The sequence below is a fragment of the Halomonas sp. ISL-56 genome (assembly GCF_018612805.1).
Classification (GTDB): Bacteria; Pseudomonadota; Gammaproteobacteria; order Pseudomonadales; family Halomonadaceae; genus Vreelandella.
Genome location: NZ_JAGGRO010000014.1, coordinates 1 through 24,603 on the forward strand (window position 1 = coordinate 1; position 24,603 = coordinate 24,603).

Annotated in this window: 22 protein-coding genes; 15 read left to right on the forward strand and 7 right to left on the reverse strand. The window is 52.4% G+C overall.

The window, feature by feature from the left end:
- Positions 1–4,346 (forward strand): cadherin domain-containing protein (locus J7J49_RS12085; RefSeq protein ID WP_215092903.1); only part of this gene is annotated, 4,346 nt, incomplete at its 5' end.
- Positions 4,347–5,041: 695 nt separating this feature from the next.
- Here J7J49_RS12085 and J7J49_RS12095 read toward each other — a convergent pair.
- Together J7J49_RS12095 and J7J49_RS12100 are read right to left on the reverse strand one after the other, a co-directional pair.
- Positions 5,042–5,266, reverse strand: a complete 225-nt coding sequence (locus J7J49_RS12095) for an amphi-Trp domain-containing protein (protein ID WP_215092905.1) — start codon at positions 5,264–5,266, stop codon at positions 5,042–5,044.
- Between the two features lie 100 nt (positions 5,267–5,366).
- Complete coding sequence (locus J7J49_RS12100; RefSeq protein WP_215092984.1) at positions 5,367–6,320, reverse strand: ketopantoate reductase family protein; 954 nt, start codon at positions 6,318–6,320, stop codon at positions 5,367–5,369.
- A 431-nt stretch (positions 6,321–6,751) separates the two neighbouring features.
- Between J7J49_RS12100 and J7J49_RS12105 the strand changes: the two genes are divergently transcribed.
- Positions 6,752–7,744, forward strand: a complete 993-nt coding sequence (locus tag J7J49_RS12105; protein ID WP_215092907.1) for a DUF4062 domain-containing protein — start codon at positions 6,752–6,754, stop codon at positions 7,742–7,744.
- Positions 7,745–8,007: 263 nt separating this feature from the next.
- Here the strand turns inward: J7J49_RS12105 and J7J49_RS12110 are convergent, their stop codons facing one another.
- Positions 8,008–8,961 carry a GlxA family transcriptional regulator gene (locus J7J49_RS12110; RefSeq protein WP_215092909.1) on the reverse strand — a complete coding sequence of 318 codons (954 nt, stop codon included), beginning with the start codon at positions 8,959–8,961 and terminating at the stop codon, positions 8,008–8,010.
- Positions 8,962–9,109: 148 nt separating this feature from the next.
- Between J7J49_RS12110 and J7J49_RS22495 the strand changes: the two genes are divergently transcribed.
- The 5 genes from J7J49_RS22495 to J7J49_RS12130 all read left to right on the forward strand — a co-directional run bounded on the left by J7J49_RS22495 (position 9,110) and on the right by J7J49_RS12130 (position 11,862).
- Positions 9,110–9,289, forward strand: a complete 180-nt coding sequence (locus J7J49_RS22495; protein ID WP_251048279.1) for a hypothetical protein — start codon at positions 9,110–9,112, stop codon at positions 9,287–9,289.
- A 39-nt stretch (positions 9,290–9,328) separates the two neighbouring features.
- On the forward strand, positions 9,329–9,988 hold the full coding sequence (locus tag J7J49_RS12115) for an MBL fold metallo-hydrolase (RefSeq protein WP_285222426.1): 660 nt from the start codon (positions 9,329–9,331) through the stop codon (positions 9,986–9,988).
- 124 nt (positions 9,989–10,112) lie between these two features.
- Positions 10,113–10,658, forward strand: coding sequence for a cysteine hydrolase family protein (locus tag J7J49_RS12120; protein WP_064233096.1), 546 nt, complete (start codon positions 10,113–10,115; stop codon positions 10,656–10,658).
- A 186-nt stretch (positions 10,659–10,844) separates the two neighbouring features.
- Complete coding sequence (locus J7J49_RS12125; RefSeq protein WP_215092911.1) at positions 10,845–11,306, forward strand: GNAT family N-acetyltransferase; 462 nt, start codon at positions 10,845–10,847, stop codon at positions 11,304–11,306.
- A gap of 115 nt (positions 11,307–11,421) precedes the next feature.
- Positions 11,422–11,862, forward strand: coding sequence for a GNAT family N-acetyltransferase (locus J7J49_RS12130; protein ID WP_215092913.1), 441 nt, complete (start codon positions 11,422–11,424; stop codon positions 11,860–11,862).
- 231 nt (positions 11,863–12,093) lie between these two features.
- Here the strand turns inward: J7J49_RS12130 and J7J49_RS12135 are convergent, their stop codons facing one another.
- Positions 12,094–13,962, reverse strand: a complete 1,869-nt coding sequence (locus J7J49_RS12135) for a putative bifunctional diguanylate cyclase/phosphodiesterase (RefSeq protein ID WP_251048281.1) — start codon at positions 13,960–13,962, stop codon at positions 12,094–12,096.
- Positions 13,963–14,227: 265 nt separating this feature from the next.
- On the opposite strand from J7J49_RS12135, the gene J7J49_RS12140 reads away from it, so the two are divergent.
- A complete protein-coding gene (locus J7J49_RS12140; RefSeq protein ID WP_215092915.1) occupies positions 14,228–15,022 on the forward strand; it encodes a 2OG-Fe dioxygenase family protein in 795 nt (264 codons plus the stop codon).
- Positions 15,023–15,098: 76 nt separating this feature from the next.
- Here J7J49_RS12140 and J7J49_RS12145 read toward each other — a convergent pair whose 3' ends face one another.
- Both J7J49_RS12145 and J7J49_RS12150 read right to left on the reverse strand, forming a co-directional pair.
- Positions 15,099–15,644, reverse strand: coding sequence for an invasion associated locus B family protein (locus tag J7J49_RS12145; RefSeq protein ID WP_215092917.1), 546 nt, complete (start codon positions 15,642–15,644; stop codon positions 15,099–15,101).
- 140 nt (positions 15,645–15,784) lie between these two features.
- Positions 15,785–16,312 (reverse strand): PadR family transcriptional regulator, encoded by a 528-nt coding sequence (locus J7J49_RS12150; RefSeq protein WP_215092919.1) that lies wholly within the window; start codon positions 16,310–16,312, stop codon positions 15,785–15,787.
- A gap of 117 nt (positions 16,313–16,429) precedes the next feature.
- Between J7J49_RS12150 and J7J49_RS12155 the strand changes: the two genes are divergently transcribed.
- From J7J49_RS12155 to J7J49_RS22680, 4 genes are all read left to right on the forward strand, one after another.
- Positions 16,430–16,801: a DUF2306 domain-containing protein gene (locus tag J7J49_RS12155; RefSeq protein ID WP_064233192.1), complete on the forward strand. Its 372-nt coding sequence runs from the start codon at positions 16,430–16,432 to the stop codon at positions 16,799–16,801.
- A gap of 109 nt (positions 16,802–16,910) precedes the next feature.
- Entirely contained in the window at positions 16,911–17,537 is a 627-nt protein-coding gene (locus J7J49_RS12160) for a LysE family translocator (RefSeq protein WP_064233090.1), read from the forward strand.
- Between the two features lie 48 nt (positions 17,538–17,585).
- Complete coding sequence (locus J7J49_RS12165) at positions 17,586–18,077, forward strand: arsinothricin resistance N-acetyltransferase ArsN1 family B (protein WP_064233089.1); 492 nt, start codon at positions 17,586–17,588, stop codon at positions 18,075–18,077.
- A 393-nt stretch (positions 18,078–18,470) separates the two neighbouring features.
- Positions 18,471–20,162, forward strand: coding sequence for a methyl-accepting chemotaxis protein (locus J7J49_RS22680; protein WP_215092921.1), 1,692 nt, complete (start codon positions 18,471–18,473; stop codon positions 20,160–20,162).
- Positions 20,163–20,638: 476 nt separating this feature from the next.
- Here the strand turns inward: J7J49_RS22680 and J7J49_RS12175 are convergent, their stop codons facing one another.
- Positions 20,639–21,373: an SDR family oxidoreductase gene (locus J7J49_RS12175; RefSeq protein ID WP_064233087.1), complete on the reverse strand. Its 735-nt coding sequence runs from the start codon at positions 21,371–21,373 to the stop codon at positions 20,639–20,641.
- 118 nt (positions 21,374–21,491) lie between these two features.
- Here J7J49_RS12175 and J7J49_RS12180 point away from each other — a divergent pair, with 118 nt between their 5' ends.
- The 3 genes from J7J49_RS12180 to J7J49_RS12190 all read left to right on the forward strand — a co-directional run bounded on the left by J7J49_RS12180 (position 21,492) and on the right by J7J49_RS12190 (position 24,602).
- Entirely contained in the window at positions 21,492–22,394 is a 903-nt protein-coding gene (locus tag J7J49_RS12180) for a LysR family transcriptional regulator (protein ID WP_215092923.1), read from the forward strand.
- Between the two features lie 262 nt (positions 22,395–22,656).
- Positions 22,657–23,349: a hypothetical protein gene (locus J7J49_RS12185; RefSeq protein ID WP_215092925.1), complete on the forward strand. Its 693-nt coding sequence runs from the start codon at positions 22,657–22,659 to the stop codon at positions 23,347–23,349.
- 215 nt (positions 23,350–23,564) lie between these two features.
- Positions 23,565–24,602, forward strand: coding sequence for a hypothetical protein (locus tag J7J49_RS12190; RefSeq protein WP_215092927.1), 1,038 nt, complete (start codon positions 23,565–23,567; stop codon positions 24,600–24,602).
- Position 24,603: the final 1 nt, after the last annotated feature.

Here is a 24,603-nt window from a genome sequence, read left to right on the forward strand (position 1 = left end):
TGGACGTTGCTGAAAACACCATCGGTACGATCTATACCGCGCTAGCCAGCGATCCTGAAAATGATACATTGTTCTACACGCTGAGCGGCACCGATGCTGCGCTGTTCGATCTTAATGCGAACAGCGGGGCGCTAAGCTTTAAGAGCGCGCCAGATTTCGAAGCACCCGCTGATGCAGGCGGCAACAATGTCTATGACGTTATCCTAACGGCTAGTGATGGCAGTCTGAGTAGCAATCCCCAGGCGCTGGCGATTACGGTAACCAATGTCAACGAAGCACCCGTGTTTGTTACTTCAAGCAAAGCGAGTGTGACCGAAAACACCACCGCAGTGACGACAATGGTGGCCACTGATGTTGATGGCGATACGCTGACTTACAGCATTACCGGTGGTGCCGACCAATCGCTGTTCACGCTGGATGCCAACAGCGGGGCGCTGAGCTTTAAGAGTGCGCCGGACTTCGAAGCGCCCGCCGATAGCAATGGTGATAACGCTTACAACGTCGAAGTTACAGCAAGTGACGGCCAGGGCGGCACTACACCGCTAACGCTGACGGTAACCGTTACGGACGTGAACGAGGCGCCAACGCTGGTCGGGGCTTCCAAGGTGGACGTTGCTGAAAACACCATCGGTACGATCTATACCGCGCTAGCCAGCGATCCTGAAAATGATACATTGTTCTACACGCTGAGCGGCACCGATGCGGCGCTGTTCGATCTTAATGCGAACAGTGGAGCACTAAGCTTTAAGAGTGCGCCAGACTTCGAAGCACCCGCTGATGCAGGCGGCAACAATATCTATGACGTTATCCTAACGGCGAATGATGGTAGCCTGAGCAGCGCCCCCCAGGCGCTGTCGATTACGGTGACGGATGTTGTAGATGGCAACAACGCGCCCGTATTCACCACCTCCAGCAAAGCGAGTGTGGCCGAAAATACCACCGCAGTGACGACCCTGTTAGCGACCGATGCTGATGGCGATACGCTGACTTACAGCATTATCGGCGGTGCTGATCAAGCGCTGTTCTCGCTGGACAGTAAGAGCGGTACATTGACGTTCATTGGTGCGCCCGATTACGAAGCGCCTATCGATAGCAACAATGATAATGACTACAACGTAACGGTGGCAGCGAATGATGGCCATGGCGGCAGTACCCCGCTGTCACTGACGGTGACCGTCACGGATGTTAACGAAGCACCGATATTAAACGGTAGTACCAAGGAAAGTGTGGCCGTGTCCGAGAACGCCACTGGCACGGTTTTTACTGCCACTGGCAGCGACCCGGAAAACGACCCATTAATCTATACGCTGAGCGGCACAGACGCAGCGCTGTTCAATCTTGATGCTAACAGTGGTGCACTAAGCTTTAAGAACGCGCCGGACTTTGAAGCACCCGCTGATGCTGGCGGTAACAATGTGTATGACGTCATCCTGACAGCCAGTGATGGTAGCCTGAGCAGCGCCCCCCAGGCGCTGGCGATTACCGTGACAGATGTTGACGATGGTAACGAAGCTCCTGTATTCACCACCTCAAGTAAAGCAAGTGTGGCCGAAAACACCACCGCAGTAACGACGCTGGTGGCTACGGATGCGGACGGCGATCTGCTCACCTACAGCCTTACCGGTGGCGCCGACCAAGCGCTGTTCACGCTGGATGCCAATAGTGGTGCGCTGAGCTTTAAGAGTGCGCCCAACTTTGAATCTCCGGCGGATAGCAACAGTGACAACACCTATACGGTGGAAGTGACCGCCAGTGACGGCCAAGGCGGCAGCACACCGCTAACTCTGGAAGTGACCGTTGCGGATGTGAACGAGGTGCCCACGCTGACGGGGGCGACCAAGGTCAGCGTGGCCGAAAATACCGCCGGGACGCTCTATACCGCTACGGCCAGTGACCCGGAAAACGATGCCTTGACCTACATGCTGAGTGGCGCCGACGCGGCGCTGTTCACGCTGGATGTCAACAGTGGGGCGCTAAGTTTTAAGAGCGCGCCGGACTTTGAAGCCCCTGCCGATGCAGGGGGCAACAATGTTTATGACGTCATCCTAACGGCCAGTGATGGTAGCCTGAGCAGCGCCCCCCAGTCGCTGGCGATTACCGTGACGGATGTTGACGATGTCAACGAAGCCCCCGTGTTCACCACTTCAAGTAAAGCAAGTGTCGCGGAAAACACCACTGCGGTAACGACGCTGGTAGCCACGGATGCTGACGGCGATGTGCTCACTTACAGCCTTACCGGTGGCGCCGATCAGGCCCTGTTCACGCTTGATGCCAACAGTGGCGCGCTGAGCTTTAAGAGAGCGCCAAACTTCGAAGCCCCGGCTGATAGCAATAGTGATAACACCTACACGGTTGAAGTGACCGCAAGCGATGGCCAAGGCGGCAGTGCACCGCTAACGCTGGAAGTGACCGTCACGGACGTCAATGAGGCGCCGACACTGGTGGGCGCGACGAAGGTCAGTGTGGCCGAAAATACCACCGGAACCCTCTATGCCGCACTCGCCAATGATCCAGAAAACGATGCCTTGACCTACATGCTGAGCGGCACCGACGCGGCGCTGTTCACGCTGGATGCCAACAGTGGGGCGCTGAGCTTTAAGAGCGCACCGGACTTTGAAGCCCCTGCCGATGCAGGCGGTAACAATGTGTATGACATCATCCTGACGGCCAGTGATGGCAGTCTGAGCAGCACCCCCCAGGCGCTGGCGATTACCGTGACGGATGTTAACGAAGCCCCCGTCTTCACCACTGCCAACAAAGTCAGTGTCGCGGAAAATACCACCGCGGTAACGACGCTGGTAGCCACGGACGCTGACGGCGATGTGCTCACCTACAGCCTTACCGGTGGCGCCGACCAGGCCCTGTTCACGCTTGATGCCAACAGTGGTGCGCTGAGCTTTAAGAGTGCGCCAAACTTCGAAGCCCCGGCTGATAGCAATAGTGATAACGCTTACACGGTTGAAGTGACCGCAAGCGACGGCAAAGGCGGCAGTGCACCGCTAACGCTGGAAGTGACAGTAACGGACGTTAATGAGACGTCTCCAACGACGCCACCATTAATACCTCCTGTAGTGCCACAGCCACCCGCATTACCTGTTCCTGGATCGATTGCTGTGACCCCAGGTGCTCCTCAACCCAATACACCCTCAGGAAACACTTCTATTAGCGAGATCATTAGTAATAATGGTACGAGTGCAGGCTCTGTTCGCTTAGTAGAGAATACCGGTAATGCTAATATTGTGACCGCTACGCTGCCGGGAAGAGTAAGTTTGCAACACGATGGCTCGCGTACTGCGACTGATCAAGACAGTGCGCTGGCTGACTTAATCGCAAGTATTGTTGGTAAATCCCCTGCCAATATGCCCGAGCAGACGAATGTAGCTTCACAGTGGCTATCTTCGCTCGCAGAAGGGGCTCTTCTGGATATTCGTACGCTTACCTTTAGCGCTATCGAGCCTATTGCCACGCCCATTTTCCTAACGGGTAATGTCAGTAACAATAGCCTGTCTGCTCATATTGAAGCGTTTGTTATTGACACCTCTGCTCTACCTGTGGGGACACAGCTTCAACTGGATAATATCGAATTCGCCAGCATCATCGGCAATGCTGTTATTACGGGTGGGAGCGGCAATAATATTGTGATAGGCGATGATGCCGCTCAGTACATCGTGTTAGGCGAGGGTGATGATGTGCTTTATGGCGGTGGCGGGGATGATGTCATAGGCTCTGAAGAAGGGGATGACCGTCTCTTCGGCGGCAACGGTAATGACGAGCTATTCGGCGGTGCTGGAGCAGACGTGTTGCATGGTGGTCGTGATGTGGATGTGGCCAGCTATCAAGGTAATCGTGATGAGTATGTTGTTACGCAATTTCATAGCGTCATTACTGTGAGCCGTAGAGATGACGCCAGCGATGTGGACACGCTGATCAATATTGAAACGCTTCGCTTCACCGATGATGAAGATAGCATTAGCTACGCTAACGACCTTGAGTGGATCGCAGGCTTGTATGCCCAAGTACTGGGACGCCAAGGGGATGTAGATGGCGTGCAATACTGGGCTCAGCGTCATGATGAGGGTATGAGCAAGGCAGATATGGCTCTGCTGTTTATCAATTCAGTAGAAGCTGGGGAGCAGCTCAGTACCCAGGATCAAAATATGGATGCCATATTGGATATACTCTATCGGTCGCTCCTTGATCGCGAAGCCGATGCCGAAGGTAAGGCCTATTGGGCTAGCCAAATAGAAACCGGTGCATCGCTGCGCGATGTAGCCGAGGGCTTTATGGCGTCTGACGAAATGCGCACACATGATCTCGCGCATACACAGTGGGATTTTATCGCTTAATAGTTTACGAGTCGTATTGAACCACTTGCTCCGGCACCAGATATTGGTGCCGTTTTTTTTGTTTACCCGGTGAAGCCGGCAAACACGTTCACCTGGAAGAAGGTGGCATCACCTGACTGAGGGGAAGACAATTCGACTGACAAGGGAGTAAAAGGCCAACGGTGAGGTCTGAAGAAGCCATACGTGACCATTCTCCAGCCCTCACCACCCAGCGGTTGAATAGATCAATATACACAGCTAGATACAGCTAGTCTTTGCCATGATGACGCTTTGGGGCCGCAACAACTCCACCAACGTCAAAAAAGTGCTGTGGGTGCTCGAAGAGCTTGAGCTGCCTTTTTGAGCAGATTCAGGCGGGTCTTGAGCACGGGGTAAATAACACCCCTGAATACCTGGCCATGAACCCCAATGGCCTGGTGCCACTACACCTGGCAACCGCGCAGTCACTTGGAGCGCTGGTATCAACAAATTGCAGAACGCCCGGCCTACCAAAAAGCAGTGGTGATTCCGGTTACCTGATGTGTGAGTCTCAATGAGATAAACGCGCTTTTGAAACAATCTAAGTGTTTGATTTAGAAATTGTTTTTATGTAGCGCGTGGTAACGAGTAGCGAGCGCAGCGAGAAACGAGGCACCCGCGGGAGGGCAGCGAAGCTGCCCTTGGTGCCACGCACGCAACTCAATTCAATTCAGACTCTAATCATTTTTCCATTTGATCTGAAATTCAATTTCCTCTTCAGCGTCTGAGCGTTCGTGTTCGATGGTGAATTCGGCGCGAACGGGGACGTAGATGCGCTCGCCTGCAATCTGAATATCGAAACGTTCCCCGTTCTCGATGGCATCTGCCAGTCGCCTTAGCTTGGCCACAAAATCGGCCTTCGGATAGCCTTTCTCTACGTCTCTCTCTTCTTTGGATCCCATTTACTTCTCCTGGGTTAAGTTATTACTGCCAGCGCCTGTGGTGAATCAGGCTCGCATCCAGTCTAGCAGGTGATCCGCGCACGTAACGGTTGTCCTTTCCTCAATGACGATGAGTGCCTAAATAACTCGCTTCCATCTCTGCTAACTCATCATCCAACCCCAGCAACACCTCACACGCCAACCCATGGCGCTGGGCGTTCTCAATCAACGGCCCCAATATCGCCCCGCGTTCGGTAGGCCGTTCTGCCTCCACATCCTGCAGCATAGAAGCCTTGTTGTTCGCGGTGTTGTCTACTACCTGCCACACTAACGCCAGCCACGCTTGCTCACCGTCTATGCCATTATCTTGCCCACCGTTTGGCGGCTGAATACCTTCTGCCTTCATAATCGCCGCGACTTCCTTTACCACAGCTTCCACACGCTGCGCATAAGGGTCGGCACGAAGCTCACCATTGCGCACGCCATTCAGCGCCACTAGAGGGTTAATCGCTGCGTTAACCGCCAGCTTTTGCCACAAGCGTTGGCGAATATCATCCACCTTGGTGGCGGCAAGCCCAGCCTGGGTTAACGTTTGCGCAAGTTCATCCGCCAGGGCGCTATGCCGATTATTTAAATCGCCAACAAAAGTATGCCCGCGCCCGGCGTGAACCACGCCATCATCACCGGTTAAGTAAGCACCTTCCGTTGTTGTTGCGCATAGCACCGGCCCCGGCCACGCCTGAGTAATCCGCGGCTGCGCCAAAAAGCCATTCTGCCAAAGCACTAGCGGGGTAGAAGGGGAAATACTGCCCGTAACGCCAGCCAGCGCCGCTTCAGCCGCCATCGCTTTGGTAGTGATATGAACAAAGGCGGGTGGTTCATGCGTTTCAGAGGTGAGTTGGGCAACCGTGAGTATATTGAGAGGCTGCGCCCTTCGTTCGCCTTCAGGTGTGGAAAGAGCTTGCTGCTCAGGCAGCGCACGTCGACCAATTAGCGTGGTGGCCGCTAAAGGTGAAAGCGAATGGGCCAGCAGGCGCCCTATGGCACCAGGGCCGAGTATCCAGTGGGTAGTCATCATCAAGATAGTTGCTCAGCAGCGGCGTTGCCGCCAAGCTTACCGTGTTCATCGCCCAGAAATGAAGGCGGTATAAAAGGTTAATTTCCAGTGACGGCAGCAATCGTAATCTGGTAGCTTTGAAGCTAAGAAGCTTTGGATAACTTGTACTTAGGGTGGTGGAAGTAGCGCAGATGGTGGCTCCAGGGACACCTTGTTAGAGGACTGGTTTCGACCCAAAGCGGCCCTTCCGGCGAAAGCGGCATGCTGATTCAGCCGTGTTATGCGTACGGCACGATAATCTATGTATGCTGCCATTTATACTTAATTAATTTTAATTTCAGTGGGATAGGTCGTAAGTGAAAGGCGGTATAACCTGAATGAACGCGCCGTCGGGTTCATTGAGGTTATGTAGAGGGCTGTATAATCACTGTTCAGTGTAAAAGGAAACAATGGAAAAACGTTATCAAATCTTCGTTAGTTCGACATTTGCTGACCTCCAAGAGGAGCGCCAACAAGTGATTCAAGCCCTCATGGAAATGGATTGTATCCCTGCGGGAATGGAGCTATTCCCCGCGGCTGACGAGGAACAGTGGGAATTCATCAAGCGAATTGTTGATGATTGTGATTATTACCTCTTAATCATAGGAGGTAGATATGGAAGTGTTACTTCCGAAGGAGTCAGTTATACAGAAATGGAGTACAACTATGCTGTAGAAAGAGGCTTGCGGGTTATCGCATTACTGCACGATACACCGGAAGAACTGCCTGCTAAAAAAGTGGAAATGGAAACAGAGGCCAGAGAGAAGTTAGCGACATTTCGAGACAAAGTGGCAACAGGCCGCTTGGTCAAATTCTGGAATCGGCCTGATCAGCTCCCTGGCTTAGTTGCCCTAAACCTTTCCAAAACAATAAAGATGTATCCAGCATTAGGTTGGGTTCGTGCAGATCAAGGCGATTCTACTGAGTTGCTGAGGCAAATTAATGAACTTCGGCAAGAAAACGAAAAACTGAAAAAGCAAGCCGAAAGCCACCCAGCTCAAAAAGCGGTGCCAATTGAAACGTTATCTCAAGGCGATGATATCGTTTCAATTAGTGGTGAGTCTTCGTCGGGTAAGGGGTATAGCCAAAAACCTTGGAAAGCAGAGTCAACATGGAATGAATTGTTTTCTGTTCTTGGTCCTGATTTATACCAATATCAAGGTGAATACACTTGCCAAAAGACCATCGCAGAATATTTGGTCAATAGGTCAGGCGCGGGTACATATTTACCGCGCCTTGATGATCAGTCAAAGAAAGTCATCAAAATACAGTTTATTGCCCTAGGCCTAATAACAGTGAATGACCTACCCTTAAAAGCAGGTGGTTACGGCCTATTCTGGAAAATTACTGATGCAGGAAAAACCGCTCTTATGCAAATAATGAGCGTCAAAAGAGATACTTAACAAGACCTTACAGCGGACACAGGCGCTATTGCGCCTGCTCTCCTGAAGGCTGCATTATATCAGAGACTCCTAAAAGACCGCTTTTGGCCGTAACCAGCCTTTTAAAGCCATCAGAAAAGGGGAATATCATCAATATGGTTGCATTCCTTTTTGCCTAAGCCATGCGATGACTCAAAACGCGATGAATCTTGCTGGTGGCTTCAACCGGTTGAACCGGTGAAGCCATAAACGCAGTCAATGGCAGGGTAGGGCTCCGATATATGTCAGGCATTGTCGCCGAAGGTCTTGCGCCAGTCGCGGGGGCTCACTTGATGGCGCTGCCTAAAATGTTGTCGGAAAGACGTTGCTGTGTGAAAACCTACTCTCTCTGCAATTGCTTCTACCGATAAAGAAGTGGTTTCCAATAGCTCGCGCCCATGTCGTAACCGCTCGTTCACGAGCCACTCCACCACCGTCATGCCGGTCGCTTTTTGAAAGTGACGTGTGAAGGTACGTCGGCTCATGGCGGTTCGAGCCGCTAGCTCATCAATACTATGCGAAGCGACTAAGTTTTCTCTCAAATAGTCCAATAAGCGATTTATGTGGGCATCCTGGGTAGAGACGGCAACGGGTTGCTCAATAAACTGCGCCTGCCCGCCTTCGCGATGCGGCGGAACCACCATGATACGGGCAATCTTGTTGGCAATCTGCGCGCCGTAATATTTGCGCACCAAGAACAAGCAGCAGTCCAGGCCAGCAGCCGTGCCAGCGGACGTCACTAGACGATCCTCCTCCACATAAAGTGCATTGGTGTCGAGTTTGACGCTTGGGAAGCGCTCACTGAAGTCCTGCTCAGCTACCCAGTGGGTTGAGGCCCGCCTGCCATCCAGTAAGCCAGCGTAGGCCAGCGCATATGTGCCGAAACAGAGTCCCACCACGTAAGCACCCCGTTCATGGCAGCGAACGAGCGCCTCGGCCAGCTCAGGTGCTGGCGATTCATCCAGGTCATGCCAGCCGGGTACCACGGCGATATCCACGTTGTCCAAGAGCGCTAAACCGCCATCCGTCCTTAGCGTCATTACCCCCTCACTCTCTAGTGACGTTCCCTCTGGTGCCACAATGGAAAGATCGAACAGCGGTTGATCGGGCAACTCCATCCCGAACACCGTATAGGGCACCGAAAAATGGAAAGGGGTGATACGTGGATGAAGAATCAATCCGACACGAGGTAAGGGCAAGGCTTTGCTCCTAAGGTTTTATTCACTTAAACGGTACCATGCTGGCCCAAAAGTTTCGATCATTGTCTGTTAGGCCAATGTTTGTGTCTGTCACCTCTCTCTAAACTGCATGGCATCAACCCAATAACGTATTGAAGGACGTCATTAGATGCTCACTAAGACTTTAACCAGTTCACTTCTGTTAGCCTCGGTTTTCATTGCCGGTAGCGCATTCGCAGCGTCAGGTGCTCAGGAGACAATCCAGCAGGTACAGCAGATTCGTAACGCCACGGTGAAAATCACCTACGGGGATACCACTTTCTTGATTGACCCTATGCTGGCTGAATAGGGCGCCTATCCAGGTTTCGAGAACACCTACCGCAGCGAGTTGCGTAACCCACTGGTCGGGCTGCCAATGCCAGCAGAGGATTTGATCGACGGCATAGACGCCGTCATTGTTACCCATACCCACCTTGACCACTGGGATGAAGCCGCCCAGGCGCTATTACCGAAGGGTATTCCTCTGTTCGCCCAGAATATGGAGGATGCTGAGCTGATTCGCTCTCAAGGTTTCAGCGATGTGCGCGTTCTTGAAGATGGTACCGAGTTCTGCGGAGTGCAGCTTCACAAGACGGGTGGCCAGCATGGCTCCGATACCCTCTATGCTGTTCCTGAACTGGCGCAATCGCTCGGCGAGGTCATGGGAGTGGTCTTTGAAGCACCGGGACAGAAAACCACCTATTTAGTCGGCGATAGCGTATGGCGCGACGAAGTTGAGCAGGCACTGGCGCACTTCAACCCTGAGGTGATTGTGCTGAATACCGGTGCCGCAGAAGTGACTGGCTTCGAAGGTGACCCCATTATTATGGGCAAGGAAGACACGCTGCGTACTCATCAGGCAGCCCCCAGTGCCACCATTATCGCGGTACATATGGATGCCGTGAACCATATGACGCTAAGCCGTGACGAATTGGCTGACTACGTGCAGGAGGAGGGTCTCCAGGAACACGTCTTGATTCCCGCTGACGGCGAACTAGTCTCCTTCTGATTCCCAATGGGCCTCCATCCTTATGGTGGCCCATGTCATTATGCCAGCGTGCCGACTGAGCGCTCGTTCAGAGGGCAATGTCACCAAAACGCTGGGTAAACGCTATTGAAAGAGGATTAACACTATGAGTAATCGCGCCATTATTGTCGTCGATATCCAGAATGAATATTTCCCCGGTGGAAAGTTGCCGCTGATAGGAATTGAAAAAGCAGCGAAGAATGCAGCCAAGGTCATTGAGCATGCTCGATCGACAAAAGATTTTGTCGTCTATCTGCAACATGAGTCTACTGATTCAGAAGCCCCTTTCTTTACCCCCGGTTCGCAGGAGGTGGCTATCCATCCTATGGTCGCTCCCCTTGAATCGGAAACAGTGCTAGTGAAGCATTTCCCCAACTCGTTTCTTGAGACTGGTCTGAAAGAGCTGCTGGATAAGCAGGGTATTGATGAAGTCGTGGTCATCGGCGCCATGAGCCATATGTGTATTGATGCAACAAGCCGTGCAGCGTCGGACTTAGGCTATAAGACGACGACCATACACGATGCCTGTGCCACTATGGATCTTGAGTTCGATGACGTGAAAATACCTGCGCATCAGGTACACGCCTCAATAATGGCAGCCTTGGCATTCGCCTATGGCACGGTAATCACCACGAGCCAATATATCGAGTAACGTTACAGACTTGTAAGATGTGCTTATCTCAATGCCGCCTTCGTGAAATCACTGATGGTCGGCGGTATTGGGGGGATGTCGCTGGCTGGGTAAATAAATAAAGATGACCGGCGATGGAGACGGCTCGAAATCGGGTTTTCCTTCAGCCTCGTTAGGCCTATAACCAACCATTACACATGGTTCGCAATGAAAATCACATACAGAGTAGCAGCACCTGAAGACACGCCCGAGTGCATCGCTTTGAGAGGTAAGACAAGAGAGAATGCTTTCTCTGTCGAGCAATTGGAAGAGCTCGGCATAACTCTGGATAGCTGGCAAACAGGCATTAGTGATGGCTCCTTACCTGGCTACGTCGGTGTTAGTGAAGGAAGGATTGTCGGTTATTGCTTTGGCGATAGAGAAACTGGAGAAATTGTTGTTCTTGCATTGTTACCAGAATACGAAAACAAAGGTGTCGGCAAGATCCTACTAAATCTCATGACTGAAGATTTCAAAGCACTCGGCTTCAAGAGGCTTTTCCTCGGTTGCTCATCCGATCCGAGAGCTCGTTCATATGGTTTCTATCGACATCTAGGCTGGCGCTCAACTGGTACTTTTGATGATGCGGGTGATGAGATACTTGAATACATTCCTCCTCCATTAAAATAAATTAGAAAGTTAGAAACCGACATCGCCTGACAAGTGTTGTAAATCACTCGTTCCGCTCGCTGGGATGAGTTAAAGCTCGCCCCTAAATCAAATGCTAATCATACAGAGATCCACTATGGAGATTCGACAGGTTGAGCAGAAAGAAATTGAAGGTGTTCTAGATCTGATCGATGAGTATGATCGACCTCGTTCGCCAAGGCCATCGGATGAAGAAGTGCGCAGCATTTACAACGCTATACTGGAAAGCGGCGGGTGTGTATTTGGTGCTTTTTCCACCGGGGATATGGTTGGCACTTGCACCGTAAATGTTTGCGCAAATCTGAGTTGGTCTGGTCGCCCATATGCGATCATAGAAAACGTAATTGTTTCCAGGAGTCACCGGAATCAGGGTATAGGCAAGGCTATCCTTGAGTATGCAACAGACTTCGCACAGCAAGCTGGTTGCTATAAAGCGGCGCTCATGACTGGCTCCAAAGAACCTGCAACCCATAGGTTATACGAGTCCGCAGGCTTTAGCGCGAGCAAGCAGGGCTATCAAATACGGTTTAATGCTTAACGAGGCTTATTTAATACGCTGCCTGCTGTCGCCGAGCCTCATTTCACCGTCACTCGGCTGTTTATGGCGAGCGGTATATAAGATGTGCCAAAGGATAGCCTCTGGCCGATAAAGGCGATCCAGCTAGGGCCAAAGAGTCAGTCCCAGCGATCAATGAGCATCGAGGTCATTCACAAAGTCTCCAGGTCATGGCAAACCCGGGGGGGGGGGTACGTCAAATCACGACGAGGCTCAGCTCGATGGCCCTTCGTGACCAGGCACGAAACCGCCCAGCAGGCGGTCGATTTCCTTGGCCGGCATTGGACGGTAGAAGAAGAACCCCTGGATGAGGTCGCAATGCATTTCGCGAAGCAATGACAACTGTTCGGCGTTCTCGACGCCCTCGGCCACCACCTCCAATCCCAACCGATGACCGATGAAGATGGCACCCTCCATGATGGCCCTATCCTTTGGCTGTGTGAGAGCGTCGTTGATGAAGGAGCGATCGATCTTTAGGGCAGTGGCTGGAAAGTGCTTGAGGTAGCTCAGGGAGGAATAACCGGTTCCGAAGTCGTCGATAGCAATATGAATGCCGCGATGATAGAGGCGGCGCAGGTCTTCGAGGACGGTCTCGTCGGCTTCGATCAGGACATTCTCGGTCAATTCGATGCCGATATCCCGCGGAGCTAAGCCGTGACGCTGCAGCGAGTCCTCGAAGCCTTTGAGGGCATCGGGACGCACCAGTTGGCGACCCGATACATTGATGTCGATGCGGTGCTGATGAAACCCCTTGGCACGCCATTCCACCTGCTGGCGGCAAGCCTCTTCGATGACCCAGTCGCCCAGACGATGGATCAAACCGGAACGCTCGACCAGCGGGATAAACTCGCCAGGCGAGATCGTCGGGCCCTCGGCAGGCTCCCAGCGTATTAAGGCCTCGAGATTCTCTATTCGCCCACTGGCCGCGGAGACCTGGGGCTGGTAGTGGAGGGCGAATTCACCGTTATCCAGGGCTTCCTCGAGTCGCGCCGAGAGATAGTGCTGGCGAACCAGCTCATCATGGAGCTTCTGTTGGAAGAAGCGAACAGCACCCCGACCATCCAGTTTGGCACGATTCTTGGCAACATCGGCATTACGGATCAATTCGCGTGACGATTCACCATTCTCGGGAAAAAGCGCCACGCCTAGGCAGGCCGTGACCTGACGCTCCCGACCATCCAGGACAAAAGGTTCCCGAAAGACATTCTGGACATGACGAACGACCCGTCTGACATCGGAGTCCAAGTGGACGCCGGGAAAGGCCAGCACGAATTCATCGCTAGAGACACGAGACACCAGGTCGGTAACTCGCTGGCGCTCTCTCAGTCGCCGAGTCAGCTCAACGAGTAGGCGATCACCCTGATCATAGCCAAGAGCATCATTGATCTCGACGAAGTGATCGATGTCCACATAGATGGTTGCCAGGCCATTGCCCTGGCGTCGACAGGAATCCAACAGACCGTCCAGCTCGACCTCGAAGGTCTGTCGGTTAGGTAGGTGGGTGAGCCTGTCGAAATGGGTGGCGAATTCCAGGTCACGGTGGGCGCGCTTCTGGTCGGAAAGATCAACATCCACGCAAAACATCAAGGGTGAGTCGGTATGCTCATTGAGCATCAGGTGCTGCGAAAAGACCGATACCAGTTCACCGGTTTTATGCTTGAGCTCGAGTTCATCGGCGGGTATATCGACCCCTTCTTTGATCCAGGCATCATGTGCCTGGATCACCTCGTCACGCATTAAGGCAGGAATGATCAGATCTTCCAGTAACTGTCCCAGGGCTTCCTCAGCGGTATAGCCATAGAGGCGAGTGCTACCCTCATTCCAGTAAATCACTCGCCGATCGCGATCATACCCCTGAACCGCCACCTTCGGCAGACTCTCCAGCAGGGTGCGGAATCGCTGCTCACTCTCCAGATACTGGCGGCGTACTAACTCGACTTCTTCCCTGCCGACATCATGCGAATCAATGCCATCCGTTGGAGGTATCTTTGACACCTTCAACACGAGCGCACCGGAAAACTCCCTGCGGTTCTTCTTCAGGCGTTCCGGATCTCTGTGATGTCGGGAATCGCTGGCAGTCATGGGATCCACTTAAAGAAAAAACACTGTCAAGAGCCATCATAATGGCAACAATAGTCACTTTATTGTGATTATCCTACACCTATGTGAAGGAGGTAACCTAGACATATACGTCATCAGCGGTCTGATCCTGTTTTCAAAAAAATTACTCTTTCTTAGTACATTTCTTTGACATGTCTTTGCAAATCTTTTCATTTCTCTCCTGTTGACCGCGTTCTTACACCGGCAACCCAGGGCAATTCCGACCCGTTAACAGGAGAATACCAACATGAAACTCGATACCCTCAAGCACGGTTTTGATCTCACCTTCATGCCTGCCGATTCACTCGCCGATTATTGGCATCCGGGAGTGATCGAGGCGCTGAGGCATCAGGATTGGGCGAAAACCGATATTCGGGGACGAATTGATCTGACCGCCTGGCAGGGGTTTACCGCTGACCTGCCGCGCGATCCCTATGTGAACCAGCGATGGAAGCGAATGTCATGGCTCGCCCTGAATGATCAGGGAGATGTCGAAGATATGGGCCAATGCCCCATGGCCCAGGGAGGGGCCTTCAATGACGCGGAAAGCATGGCGGATCGCCTGCGGTACTATGATCCGCTGACTCGGGAATTCATGGCGCGCCCTGATGTGAAGGCCTTCGTTCGCGCCTGGGCAAAGCTTTGGAGTATCGGTGCGCGCGAACCCATCCTGATGCAGATCACCGGGGTTCGCGGGGAAGGCAGCATCGATCCCCTTCAGGGACAGGGGATTCATGCCGATGGCTGCAAGGCCTTGAGCATTCTGATCCTCAATCGAGAAAACGTGGCAGGGGGTGAAAACCACCTCTACGGCGACAAGGCTGGCACGCAACCCTTGGTCGATATCACCCTGAGTCCAGGTGATATCCTTCATCTGCGCGATGACCGGCTATTTCACAGTGTCGACGGGATCGAACAGCTCGACAACGAGACACCCTTCGAGCGGTTCATCATCATTATCAATAGCCGTTTCGTGGACGACTTCCAGAACCGGATGTTGCGCCGCTACTTCCCGGAAGCGGTTCTTAATGAGTGCTACTGACACTCTCTGTAAACTGAGAACCTAGCAACATCAACGCCCCCGGAATTCCGGGGGCGTCTTGTTCGGGGGAGTGAGATCAGGGAGCGATGCGGGCACTGGCGTCGGTAAAGCCGATCAGCGAAATATCTATGTCCATGCGTTCACCGCGTGGACTAATCATGCTGAGGGTTGCCGTATTGCCACTGCGGAGTTGCTGCAACATCGACGACTCAATGGGCACGTCAGCACGGCATCCTTGCTCTTGGCAGACCTGATAGGGGAATTGGATTGGCTCACCGTTATCCACACTGAATTGCAAGCCTGGGGCCAGACGTACCCCCAGCGGCACGAAGAAGCTCATCACCGGGTCATCGATCTGAGGCGGGTAGTCGAGAATTACCTGCATCAAGGGCTGGTCGCTGTCAGGTTGAGTGACCAATTGCGACATCGCACAAGGGGCTGGTCCCGCGGCATTACGCTGGCAACGGACTTCCCAGTCCTGGAACGACTCGGTAGTGACATCATTACCGGAGGCAGCCCCCGCTTGTTGTTGGCTGAAGGCATTGGGAGACAAAACTAAAATCGATAATAGCCCCATCCTGCCTAGGTTTTGAGACAGGTTTTGAGTAAGAGAGTTCGGCATTGGCGTAACCTCCTGTTGGTTCGCTGATGGTGGATAATAATACTCACCATGCCTGCTTGTTCGCTTGAGGTCGAGCCCTTGGTTTACAAGAGCTTGGTTGGGCGGTTTTTTTATTTAGTCTCAACTAAAGGCCATCATAGCTACTCTTCCTTCATTACTTCCTCAACCCATTCCACCCACGTTTCTGTAAGGCGCTGACCAAGCCGCAGCGTGTGCCAGGGCGCGCGCTGGGCGGGCGTCAGCGCCTGTGGGTCGCTAAACCACTCCTGCTCGATGGCGGCGTAGGTCGTCAGGCGCTCCTTGAGTTGCTCGCGAAAAGCGGTGAGCTCTTCGCGGCGGGCCTGCTCGGGCCAGCGCTCCCAGGCGAAAAATTTGGCAAACAGCGGCTGGCGCACAGGGTTGGCGGCTAAGGGCTCGGCGAGCCAGGTGTCGAGCGCTTGAAGGCCCGCTTCGGTAACTCGATAAATCTTGCGGTCGGGGCGTTCAGTTTGCGGCAGCGTCTCACATGTTAACTGGCCATCACTGCGCATCCGTTCAAGCTCGCGGTAGAGCTGCTGATGGCTGGCTTGCCAAACATGGGCAAGCCCCGCTTTGAAGCGTTGCAGGATATCGTAGCCGGTGCCGGGCTCACGCTGCAGAGTGATTAACAAAACGGCGCGTAGGGACATAAGGAACCGTGTGTTGTGAGAGTGTTATGCACATAGTTGCATATTAAAGAAGTAGAGGCTAGCCTTATGCAACAAGTTGCATTTGCCGGGCGGTTGGCTTGGCTCTCGGAGGTTTCCATGGCTTTGACTTTGCATCTTTACGCGTCCCTTCTGGCCCTGGTGCTTGGGGCCATCCTGCTGCTCTCGAACAAGGGCACTATCCTCCATCGCATATTGGGCAGCACTTGGGTGCTGGCCATGGCCCTCTCGGCGTTGAGTTCCTTCTGGTTTGGCGGCGGCGTTCTGCCGTTGATGGGGCACTTTGGGCCGATCCACCTGCTTTCGTTATGGGTGTTAGTGGCGCTTGCTGTTGCGGTGTTGGCGATCTTCAAGGGCAGGGTAGAGCAGCATCGCAGTGGGATGATGGGTGCCTACCTGGGGCTGGTCGGTGCCTTTATTGGTACCTTGGCGCCGGGGAGGTGGGTTGCCGTGCAGCTAGGCATATGGTGACAGTTAAAAGTCAGCAATGAAGATATAGGCAATGAGCGCCTCACAGAGCATTCCAACCTTCGTTGAGCTTATGCTAACTTAGCAGTAACTAACTGTGAGGTGGCGCCCGATGTCTATCGAAATGTGGTTCGCTTTTGCTCTTGCCTCAGTGGCCTTGCTTGCCATCCCGGGGCCAACAATTTTAACCGTTGTCAGCTACTCGATTGCCCAAGGCAGGCGCGCTAATATTCCGCTTGTTGCTGCGGTGGCGTTAGGCGATTCAACGGCGCTGCTTTTTTCGTTGCTGGGTCTGGGTGCGGTGTTAGCCACCTCGGCCTTTTGGTTCACCGTGATCAAATGGATCGGTGGTTTATACCTGCTATATATGGGCATAAAGCTGTTACGTGCCGGTATATCGTCGGTGCAACCGGTCGCGCCTAAGGTATCAGGGTCGCGCTGGAAGCTGTTCGCTAATACTTATCTCGTGACCGCGCTGAACCCGAAAGGCATTATCTTCTTCGTCGCCTTTTTGCCGCAATTCGTTAGCCCGAAAGCCGATGCAGGTCAACAGCTGTGGATGTTGGCCGTCACCTTCGTGGTGTTGGCAACGCTGAATGCCACGCTTTACGCCGTGTTCGCAACGTCGGTGCGCAAAATGCTTGCATCGCCTCGTGCGCAACGCCGTTTTAACGTCGTGGGTGGAACGCTGCTTTCTTCGGCGGGAGTCTGGGCGCTGCTTGCCAAGCGGCCTGCGTAATAGGCGTTTGGTGATTTTAAAATCGTTAGAATACAAACGGAATTAACCATGATCAGAGATGCCGCAAAGAGCGATGCGGGCGCAATAGCGCATATTTATAATTTCTACATTGAAAATACCGCTATTTCGTTTGAAGAGAAGCCCGTGTCGGGTGCTGATATCGAGCGCAGAATTGAGGGGGTTCAGGGGGCTGGTTTACCCTGGCTGGTGGCCGTAGAAGATGGTGCTGTGGTGGGTTATGCCTACGCGACAAAATGGAAGGAGAGAAGCGCCTATCGATTTTCAGTCGAAGCTAGCGTCTACCTTGCCAACCAGATGCAGGGCAGGGGCTTGGGTGCAAAACTGTATAAAGCTACCTTTGCCAAGCTGAAAGAAGGTGGAATTAATACGGTGATTGGCGGTATCACGCTTCCCAACTCTGCCAGTGTCGCTCTGCATGAAAAAATGGGTATGAAAAAAGTGGCTCATTTTGAAAAAGTAGGGTTCAAGTTCGATCAGTGGCACGACGTTGGCTATTGGCAGATAAGCTTGGATGCCTAATGGTCATTCAGCATATTTAAGCAAGCCTCGAAGATAAATTTAGGTGACTTAATTATATTAGGCGCTTTTTTTAATTTTTATTTATTACTATTAATATCAATGGGTTAAGTAAAGTTCTCATGGCGGGTTTTCCTCGCATCGCGTACTGTTAGTTTGCAACTTATTGATTTTTTAAAACAAAAAGTTTCGGCATTATTTTAAAATTAGATTAAAAAATTGACCTGGATCAAAATTTTAAAATTATCTTTTGTAACACCTAAATCTCGGGTTACGGCTGCCGATAATTTATCGTACTTACCCATAACACGTAGTTTGATTTTTTGTTATGGAGTAACACCTTCCCCGTGGCTGGAGTCATTCGTTCACGATTGATTCTCTATATAAGAGTAGACAATGCATAACCTATTGAAAAACCTATCCGTTAAGGCAGGCTTAACGGCTGTTCTGGGTTTGTTTACCGCTCTGATCCTTCTTGTCGCGGTGTTGGGCTACCAATCCAGCACTCTGGGAGCGAGTTCGATAGATGAACTTAACCGTATTAACGTTGAGCAACTGAACGCTCTTAATCGAACGCAAGTGAATATCGCTGACACCCAGCTATTTTTTCTTAACCACCTCGACGCTTTGAACGAAGGGAATCAGGCGCTGGCAGAAACCTATCTAGAAACAGCAGGCCAAAGCCTGCAAAGAGCGGCGCAGCGTTTTGAAGCATTTACTGTGGTTCCGAAGTCTGAGCAAGGAAAGCCTTTTGCTGATGCGATAGAAGCCGCTTTTACGCAGCTTGTGGCCCGCGGTTTAGAGCCACAATATGAGGCACTGTTGCAAAATAATGAGAACGCCTTTCGTGCAGCTAAACGTGAGGGTGACCAGCTCAACCTAGCCTATGTCCAGGCCAATGACGCCTTTAACGACTATGCCAGCACTCGTGGCCAAAATCTTATGGCCGATTACCATTCTACAATGACCGTATCTGGTTATGTCGGACTGGCTGCTTTGCTGCTGGTTTTATTATGCGTTGTCTTCGTTCGAATGGGCATGATGCGAGTTGTTATCCGCCCCATTCAGGAAGCCGTTCATCATTTTGAGCGCATTGCCCAAGGTGATTTATCGCATAAAATCGCAGAGCGGGGACGAAACGAAATAGGCCAACTATTCGCGGCTATGCAATATATGCAGAAAGGGCTTTCACAAACCGTCTCATCCGTGCGTGACAGCAGTGGATCTATCCATATCGGTGCAAGAGAAATTTCCGGCGGCAATGCCGATCTTTCTTCGCGTACAGAGCAACAGGCCGCTTCACTCCAAGAGACTGCTGCCAGCATGGAACAGCTCACTGCGACCGTGAAGCAAAACTCAGATAATGCGCGCCAGGGCAGCACCTTAGCGAGTGATGCGTCTACAACGGCAGCGCGCGGTGGGGAAGCGGTAGGCCAAGTAGTTGCGACAATGCATGGGATAGCAGAAAGCTCTAAAAAGATGAGCGACATCATTGGTGTGATCGACTCGATTGCCTTTCAGACCAACATTCTTGCACTCAATGCATCGGTTGAGGCTGCCCGTGCGGGTGAGCAGGGGCGAGGCTTCGCCGTAGTGGCCACTGAAGTACGTAATTTGGCAAGTCGTAGTGCTGATGCGTCTAAGGAGATTAGAGCATTAATTGAAACATCAGCGGGCCAGGTGAAGCAGGGCTCTGACCTTGTGGAAGGGGCTGGCCGAACAATGGAAGAAATAATGGCTTCCGTGAAGCGTGTTGCCGATATTATGGATGAAATCTCCGCTGCTTCCTCGGAGCAAAGTGATGGCATCGAACAGGTTAATCAAGCTGTCTCGCAAATGGATGAGGTGACGCAGCAGAACGCAGCCCTGGTTCAACAAGCGGCTACAGCAGCAGCTTCACTCGAAGAGCAGGCAGCTCAGCTTGAATTGGCTGTGGCTACCTTCAAATTGGCTGGGGGTGAGAGTCGTGGTGCTCTGCCAATCAGTAATGCTCTACCAAAGGCCGTTTCTTCTATAAAGCAGACTGGGTCTGCAGGTGGAAGGGCTCCCAGGGCCAAAGTGGCAGAATTGGAGTGGGAAGAGTTTTAAATAGGCGCTTATTTAACTAGTTAGTGATAGCTCAAGCGTAATTTAAACCCGGCCAAAACGGCCGGGTTTTTTTTAACATAGTCGTCTCCCATATATAACTTGCTAGCTGAGTATCAGTAGTTGCAACTAGGGGTTTCTAATAGTCATCCCAGAAGGTGAGACGCTGGGTGTGTCACTCTCTTTATGCGTGGATGTTGAAAATTCAGGATTAATGATTCTGTTGTCCTCAGTAGAGCCTCTCTCAGCGATTGCTATTCCTGAAATAAGCATCAATGTAATGATTGTTAACGTACTTAAAATTTTCATGATTTTAAACTCTTAAGTTTATAAACATCGTTAAAATGAAGTTATGGTGACGACAGCAGCTTTATATCAGCTAACCTTGCGCAGCCCTGTTATGGCATTGGGGAGGCACTATGTCTGTAGGTGAATGGGTGATTGAACTCCACGGTCAGGCAGAGGTAATTTCGCCGAGGTCAGGCGGGGCTTGCGACGGGACGTACCACAATGTCAGTGGTGTCGACGTCTGCTGGTTGTCCAACCACATGAGCGATGGCGTTGGCGATCGCTTCTGGCTTGAGTGCAATTTGACGAAAATGACGCATGGCTTCTGCTGCCGACGCATCGGTGATGGTGTCCGCCAACTCAGATTCAACCACGCCGGGATAGACACAGGTCACACGGATGTTGCTGTGTTCCTGACGCAGCCCATCGGAAATCGCGCGTACGGCATATTTAGTCGCACAGTAGACTGCGCCGGTGGGCACAACGTAAAGGCCGCCGATTGACGAGATATTGATCACATGCCCGCTACCTTGTTGCTGCATGGTGGGCAGTACGGCGGCGATGCCGTGCAACACGCCGCGGATATTGACGTCAATCATGCGATCCCACTCATCGACCTTCAGGGCGGCAACCGGTGATAGCGGCATTACGCCAGCGTTATTGATAATCACGTCGATTCGGCCGAACTTGTCTAGCGCGTAATCGGCGAATGACTGCACGTCCTCGCGGCGAGTCACGTCAACCGCACATGCGATTGCCTTGCCTCCAGCGGCGTTAATTTCTGCCACCAGCTTTTCTAACCTATCGATGCGTCGTGCGCCGAGGGCAATGCTGGCGCCTTGGTTGGCAAGTGTTCGGGCGGTTGCTTCGCCGATGCCACTGCTGGCACCGGTGATGAGGATTACCTTGCCTTGAATATTGCTCATGTTAATCTCCATTGTTCAATTGGGCGCTCGGGGCTGAACGCTTGGTAGAACTTTAGAGACCTATCGTTATCGTGAGAAGCTACCCAAAGCTAACCACATTGGTTAGGATTGCTTTCCAATGAGCGCAGATTTCAATCTTTTGAAAGTCTTCCTAGCGGTTGCGCAAGCTGGAAATTTTAGTGCTGCTGCTGACCAGTTGGGCGTTACTCGTTCTGCTGTCAGCCAGAGCATGCGACGGCTGGAAGATGAGTTGGGCATCGCATTGGTTCAGCGCTCTACCCGCAGTGTGAGCCTGACCGAAGCAGGTACTCGACTAAGAGCGCAGATAACCGAACCGTTTACGGCTATTACATCTGCATTGGAAGAAGTCGTGGATGATGGCCCTCCTCGAGGACTGTTAAGGGTGGCGGTTACTTCAATAGCCGAGCGTTTCCTCTCCGGCCCACTGATCGCAACCTTTGCCGAGGCTTACCCCCGTATTACGTTGGACGTAACCGTAACCGATGAAGAGTTCGATATTGTGGGTGCCGGGTTCGATGCTGGAGTGCGCTTGGGAGAAGTCATCGAGCAAGACATGGTGGCAGTGCCGCTCTCAGGGCCACAACGCCAAGTAGTCGTGGCCTCTCCTCGCTATTTGCAGCGGCATGGCACGCCAGACGAACCTTTCGAACTGCTGAATCATCTTTGCATTGGCTGGCGGCCTGCACCGAGCGTGGCACCTTACCGCTGGGAGTTTGCCGAGAAAGGGCGAGAGTTTGATGTGGGGGTTAACCCTCAAATCACGACCAACGATATGTTGCTCATGATAAGAACCGCTCTTGCAGGGGGAGGGATTACCATAGGTATGGAGGAGACATTTCTACCTTGGTTAGAAAGCGGTGAGCTAGTGCCGTTGTTGCAGACATACTTGCAGCCTTTTCCCGGTTTTTACCTATACTTCCCAAATCGTCGTAACCAGCCCCCTAAATTGCGGGCGTTAATCTCACACTTGCGTGCCTATCGTGAAGCGATTGAGCCTTAATGATCTCGTACGTTGCGCTCAGAATCTGGCGACGTCCCGAGTGGCTGAGCGTGTCGGCGCGTCAGTCATGTCGGCGAGCCTATCGGTTCAACACTCGTCATCAACTATCTGCTAAAGCGTAATTTCAGCTATTACTAAACGTACACTTCTAGCCGAATCAAAAACTTTCCTCCATATTAGCGATAGGTCAGGCCACAACCCGCCGAAATGCATGCGTTATCTACTTAATTAGTGATTCCAATAAAGCGAGAGGTTTGAACCAATGACAGGAACTGATAAACCATCAACGACAGCATTGTTGAGCGATAACCGCGTAAAGGTGATCTTAGCCATTGCTGTTATTGCCGTGGTCTGGGCCATTGTTGCACATACCATTGCAGGGTCGCGGCAAGACAGTCTGGAAGCAACCGAAGCGCAGCTGGCCAAAACTGAGCGAGAGCATCAGCAAATTCAGGCGCAGATGTCTGAGGTTGAAGCCGCGGAGCTGGACTTGGCAACACTGCAGCAGCGGATGAGCAACCTGGAAGTTGAACAAGCCGAAGCGGAAGCCGAGCTTGCCTCGACGCGAGCCGACATTGCAAATGTTAAAGAAGATTTGACCGCTTTACGGGGCGAGCATGAAACCCGCGAAGAAGAAGTTGGCGCCCTCAACGAACAAATAGATGAAAGAGAGAGCATCCTAGCGGAACTGAATGAGACATATGCCGAGGTAGAAAAAGACAAACAAGAAGCCGAAGCTGCCCGCGATGCTGCGCAACAGTCTCGACAGGATGCAGAGGAGTCTCGTAGTGAAGCTGAAGCGGATCTAGAAGCGCTAAACGCCGAAATTGAAGAGGCTAATGCTCAACTTGCCGCAATGGGCGAACAGGTCAATGAGTTAGAAGCAACGCGTGATGCGCTTAATATTGAAATCACCTCGCTCAGAGTGATGCGCGACGAAGCGCAAACGCCTTAAGGTTTACACACCTTAACGAACGCGATTTTACAGCGCAGCAAGCTAGACGTATCTCCCCGCGACTCACAGGGGAGGTCGTCGAGAGTAGCCCGTTCCAGCTACGTCACAATTCAAGCAGATGGCGACCGAATAAATGGGTCTGCATATGTTCGACGCCCTCCCCAAAGCTCTAGTAAGCTGCGACTTACTTTCAGCAGTCGGGAGGATCAACCACCATGACGCACGCGACCATTCTGCAGCAAGGCACTATCCACTGTTTTCCAGCGGGGCTGCGCGATGAGCGTGGCAAGCTGGTAAATGCCGAAGTGTCTGCCGTGCTTTACGACGGCCAGCGGCTTATTTTAGCCAGCGATAAACCGGTGCCGGGGGAAGAACGCTCGGCTATGTTTGCCATGCCAATGACTGAACAAGGCCCGGATGACAGCCAATTGGAGTACTTCACCACGCCGCTGATTAAACAGGCGGTTAAGTACGAGGATCTCTCTCTTACGGCGGATGGCCGCCACGTGCTGGCCACTACTGGCTTTGACCGTATCGACAACGAAAGCCATGACCTGAACGATTACAACCACCTGTTGATTTGGCCGCTGGGTCACCCAGAACAGGTGCAAGTGGTCGACCCCGACCCCCGCGATGGAGTGGAAGGCTCGCTAGAGCTTCGCACCAAGCTGGATCAAGCGATTGGTTTCCCGTACTACAAAATCGAAGGACTGGCCGCCATTCCCGGTGAGCGCGGCGATGGTCTGCTGCTGTTTGGCATTCGTGAGCAGGGGCAGTCCCATGCTGATTTCAGCTATGTCAGCAGGATCGTCGGCGCGCATTACGAGATCAGCAAAAGTGGCAACCTGGTATTTATCGATGAAATGCGTGAGCACTACGCCTTTGACCCTGGCAGCCACTCAGCGGTGCGTTATGACTGCGGCCTATCGAGCCTGGAGTACGACCCCTACCATGGCCGTCTTTACTTGCTGAACAGCTTTGAAGTAGAAGAAGCTGGTGAAGAGCGCATTGGCGGTTACCTATGGGAAGTAAGCTTGAGCGGTTTTCGGGAAGGGAGCGAGCCAACGCTGGTGACCACCCCCGCGGGCTTGCCGCTGGAGTTTGAGCACAAAGCTGAAGGCCTTGCCGTGCTGGATCATGACCGGCTGTTTGTGGCCTACGATAACGACCGGCACCTTGGGTTGGGTAGCGTTGATGAACGCGACGAGCGCCACGCCTGCGAAGCGCCTTACACTCTACTGAACGTTTCTTAAT

Coding starts and splice junctions, on each gene's coding strand:
- J7J49_RS12125 (WP_215092911.1), top strand. CDS start 10,845: ATGAAAATCACATACAGAGTAGCAGCACCTGAAGACACGCCCGAGTGC.
- J7J49_RS12185 (WP_215092925.1), top strand. CDS start 22,657: ATGACAGGAACTGATAAACCATCAACGACAGCATTGTTGAGCGATAAC.
- J7J49_RS12135 (WP_251048281.1), bottom strand. CDS start 13,962: ATGACTGCCAGCGATTCCCGACATCACAGAGATCCGGAACGCCTGAAG.
- J7J49_RS12100 (WP_215092984.1), bottom strand. CDS start 6,320: ATGACTACCCACTGGATACTCGGCCCTGGTGCCATAGGGCGCCTGCTG.
- J7J49_RS12105 (WP_215092907.1), top strand. CDS start 6,752: ATGGAAAAACGTTATCAAATCTTCGTTAGTTCGACATTTGCTGACCTC.
- J7J49_RS12140 (WP_215092915.1), top strand. CDS start 14,228: ATGAAACTCGATACCCTCAAGCACGGTTTTGATCTCACCTTCATGCCT.
- J7J49_RS12165 (WP_064233089.1), top strand. CDS start 17,586: ATGATCAGAGATGCCGCAAAGAGCGATGCGGGCGCAATAGCGCATATT.
- J7J49_RS12155 (WP_064233192.1), top strand. CDS start 16,430: ATGGCTTTGACTTTGCATCTTTACGCGTCCCTTCTGGCCCTGGTGCTT.
- J7J49_RS12120 (WP_064233096.1), top strand. CDS start 10,113: ATGAGTAATCGCGCCATTATTGTCGTCGATATCCAGAATGAATATTTC.
- J7J49_RS12150 (WP_215092919.1), bottom strand. CDS start 16,312: ATGTCCCTACGCGCCGTTTTGTTAATCACTCTGCAGCGTGAGCCCGGC.
- J7J49_RS22495 (WP_251048279.1), top strand. CDS start 9,110: ATGCTCACTAAGACTTTAACCAGTTCACTTCTGTTAGCCTCGGTTTTC.
- J7J49_RS12145 (WP_215092917.1), bottom strand. CDS start 15,644: ATGCCGAACTCTCTTACTCAAAACCTGTCTCAAAACCTAGGCAGGATG.
- J7J49_RS12095 (WP_215092905.1), bottom strand. CDS start 5,266: ATGGGATCCAAAGAAGAGAGAGACGTAGAGAAAGGCTATCCGAAGGCC.
- J7J49_RS12130 (WP_215092913.1), top strand. CDS start 11,422: ATGGAGATTCGACAGGTTGAGCAGAAAGAAATTGAAGGTGTTCTAGAT.
- J7J49_RS22680 (WP_215092921.1), top strand. CDS start 18,471: ATGCATAACCTATTGAAAAACCTATCCGTTAAGGCAGGCTTAACGGCT.
- J7J49_RS12175 (WP_064233087.1), bottom strand. CDS start 21,373: ATGAGCAATATTCAAGGCAAGGTAATCCTCATCACCGGTGCCAGCAGT.
- J7J49_RS12190 (WP_215092927.1), top strand. CDS start 23,565: ATGACGCACGCGACCATTCTGCAGCAAGGCACTATCCACTGTTTTCCA.
- J7J49_RS12160 (WP_064233090.1), top strand. CDS start 16,911: ATGTCTATCGAAATGTGGTTCGCTTTTGCTCTTGCCTCAGTGGCCTTG.
- J7J49_RS12180 (WP_215092923.1), top strand. CDS start 21,492: ATGAGCGCAGATTTCAATCTTTTGAAAGTCTTCCTAGCGGTTGCGCAA.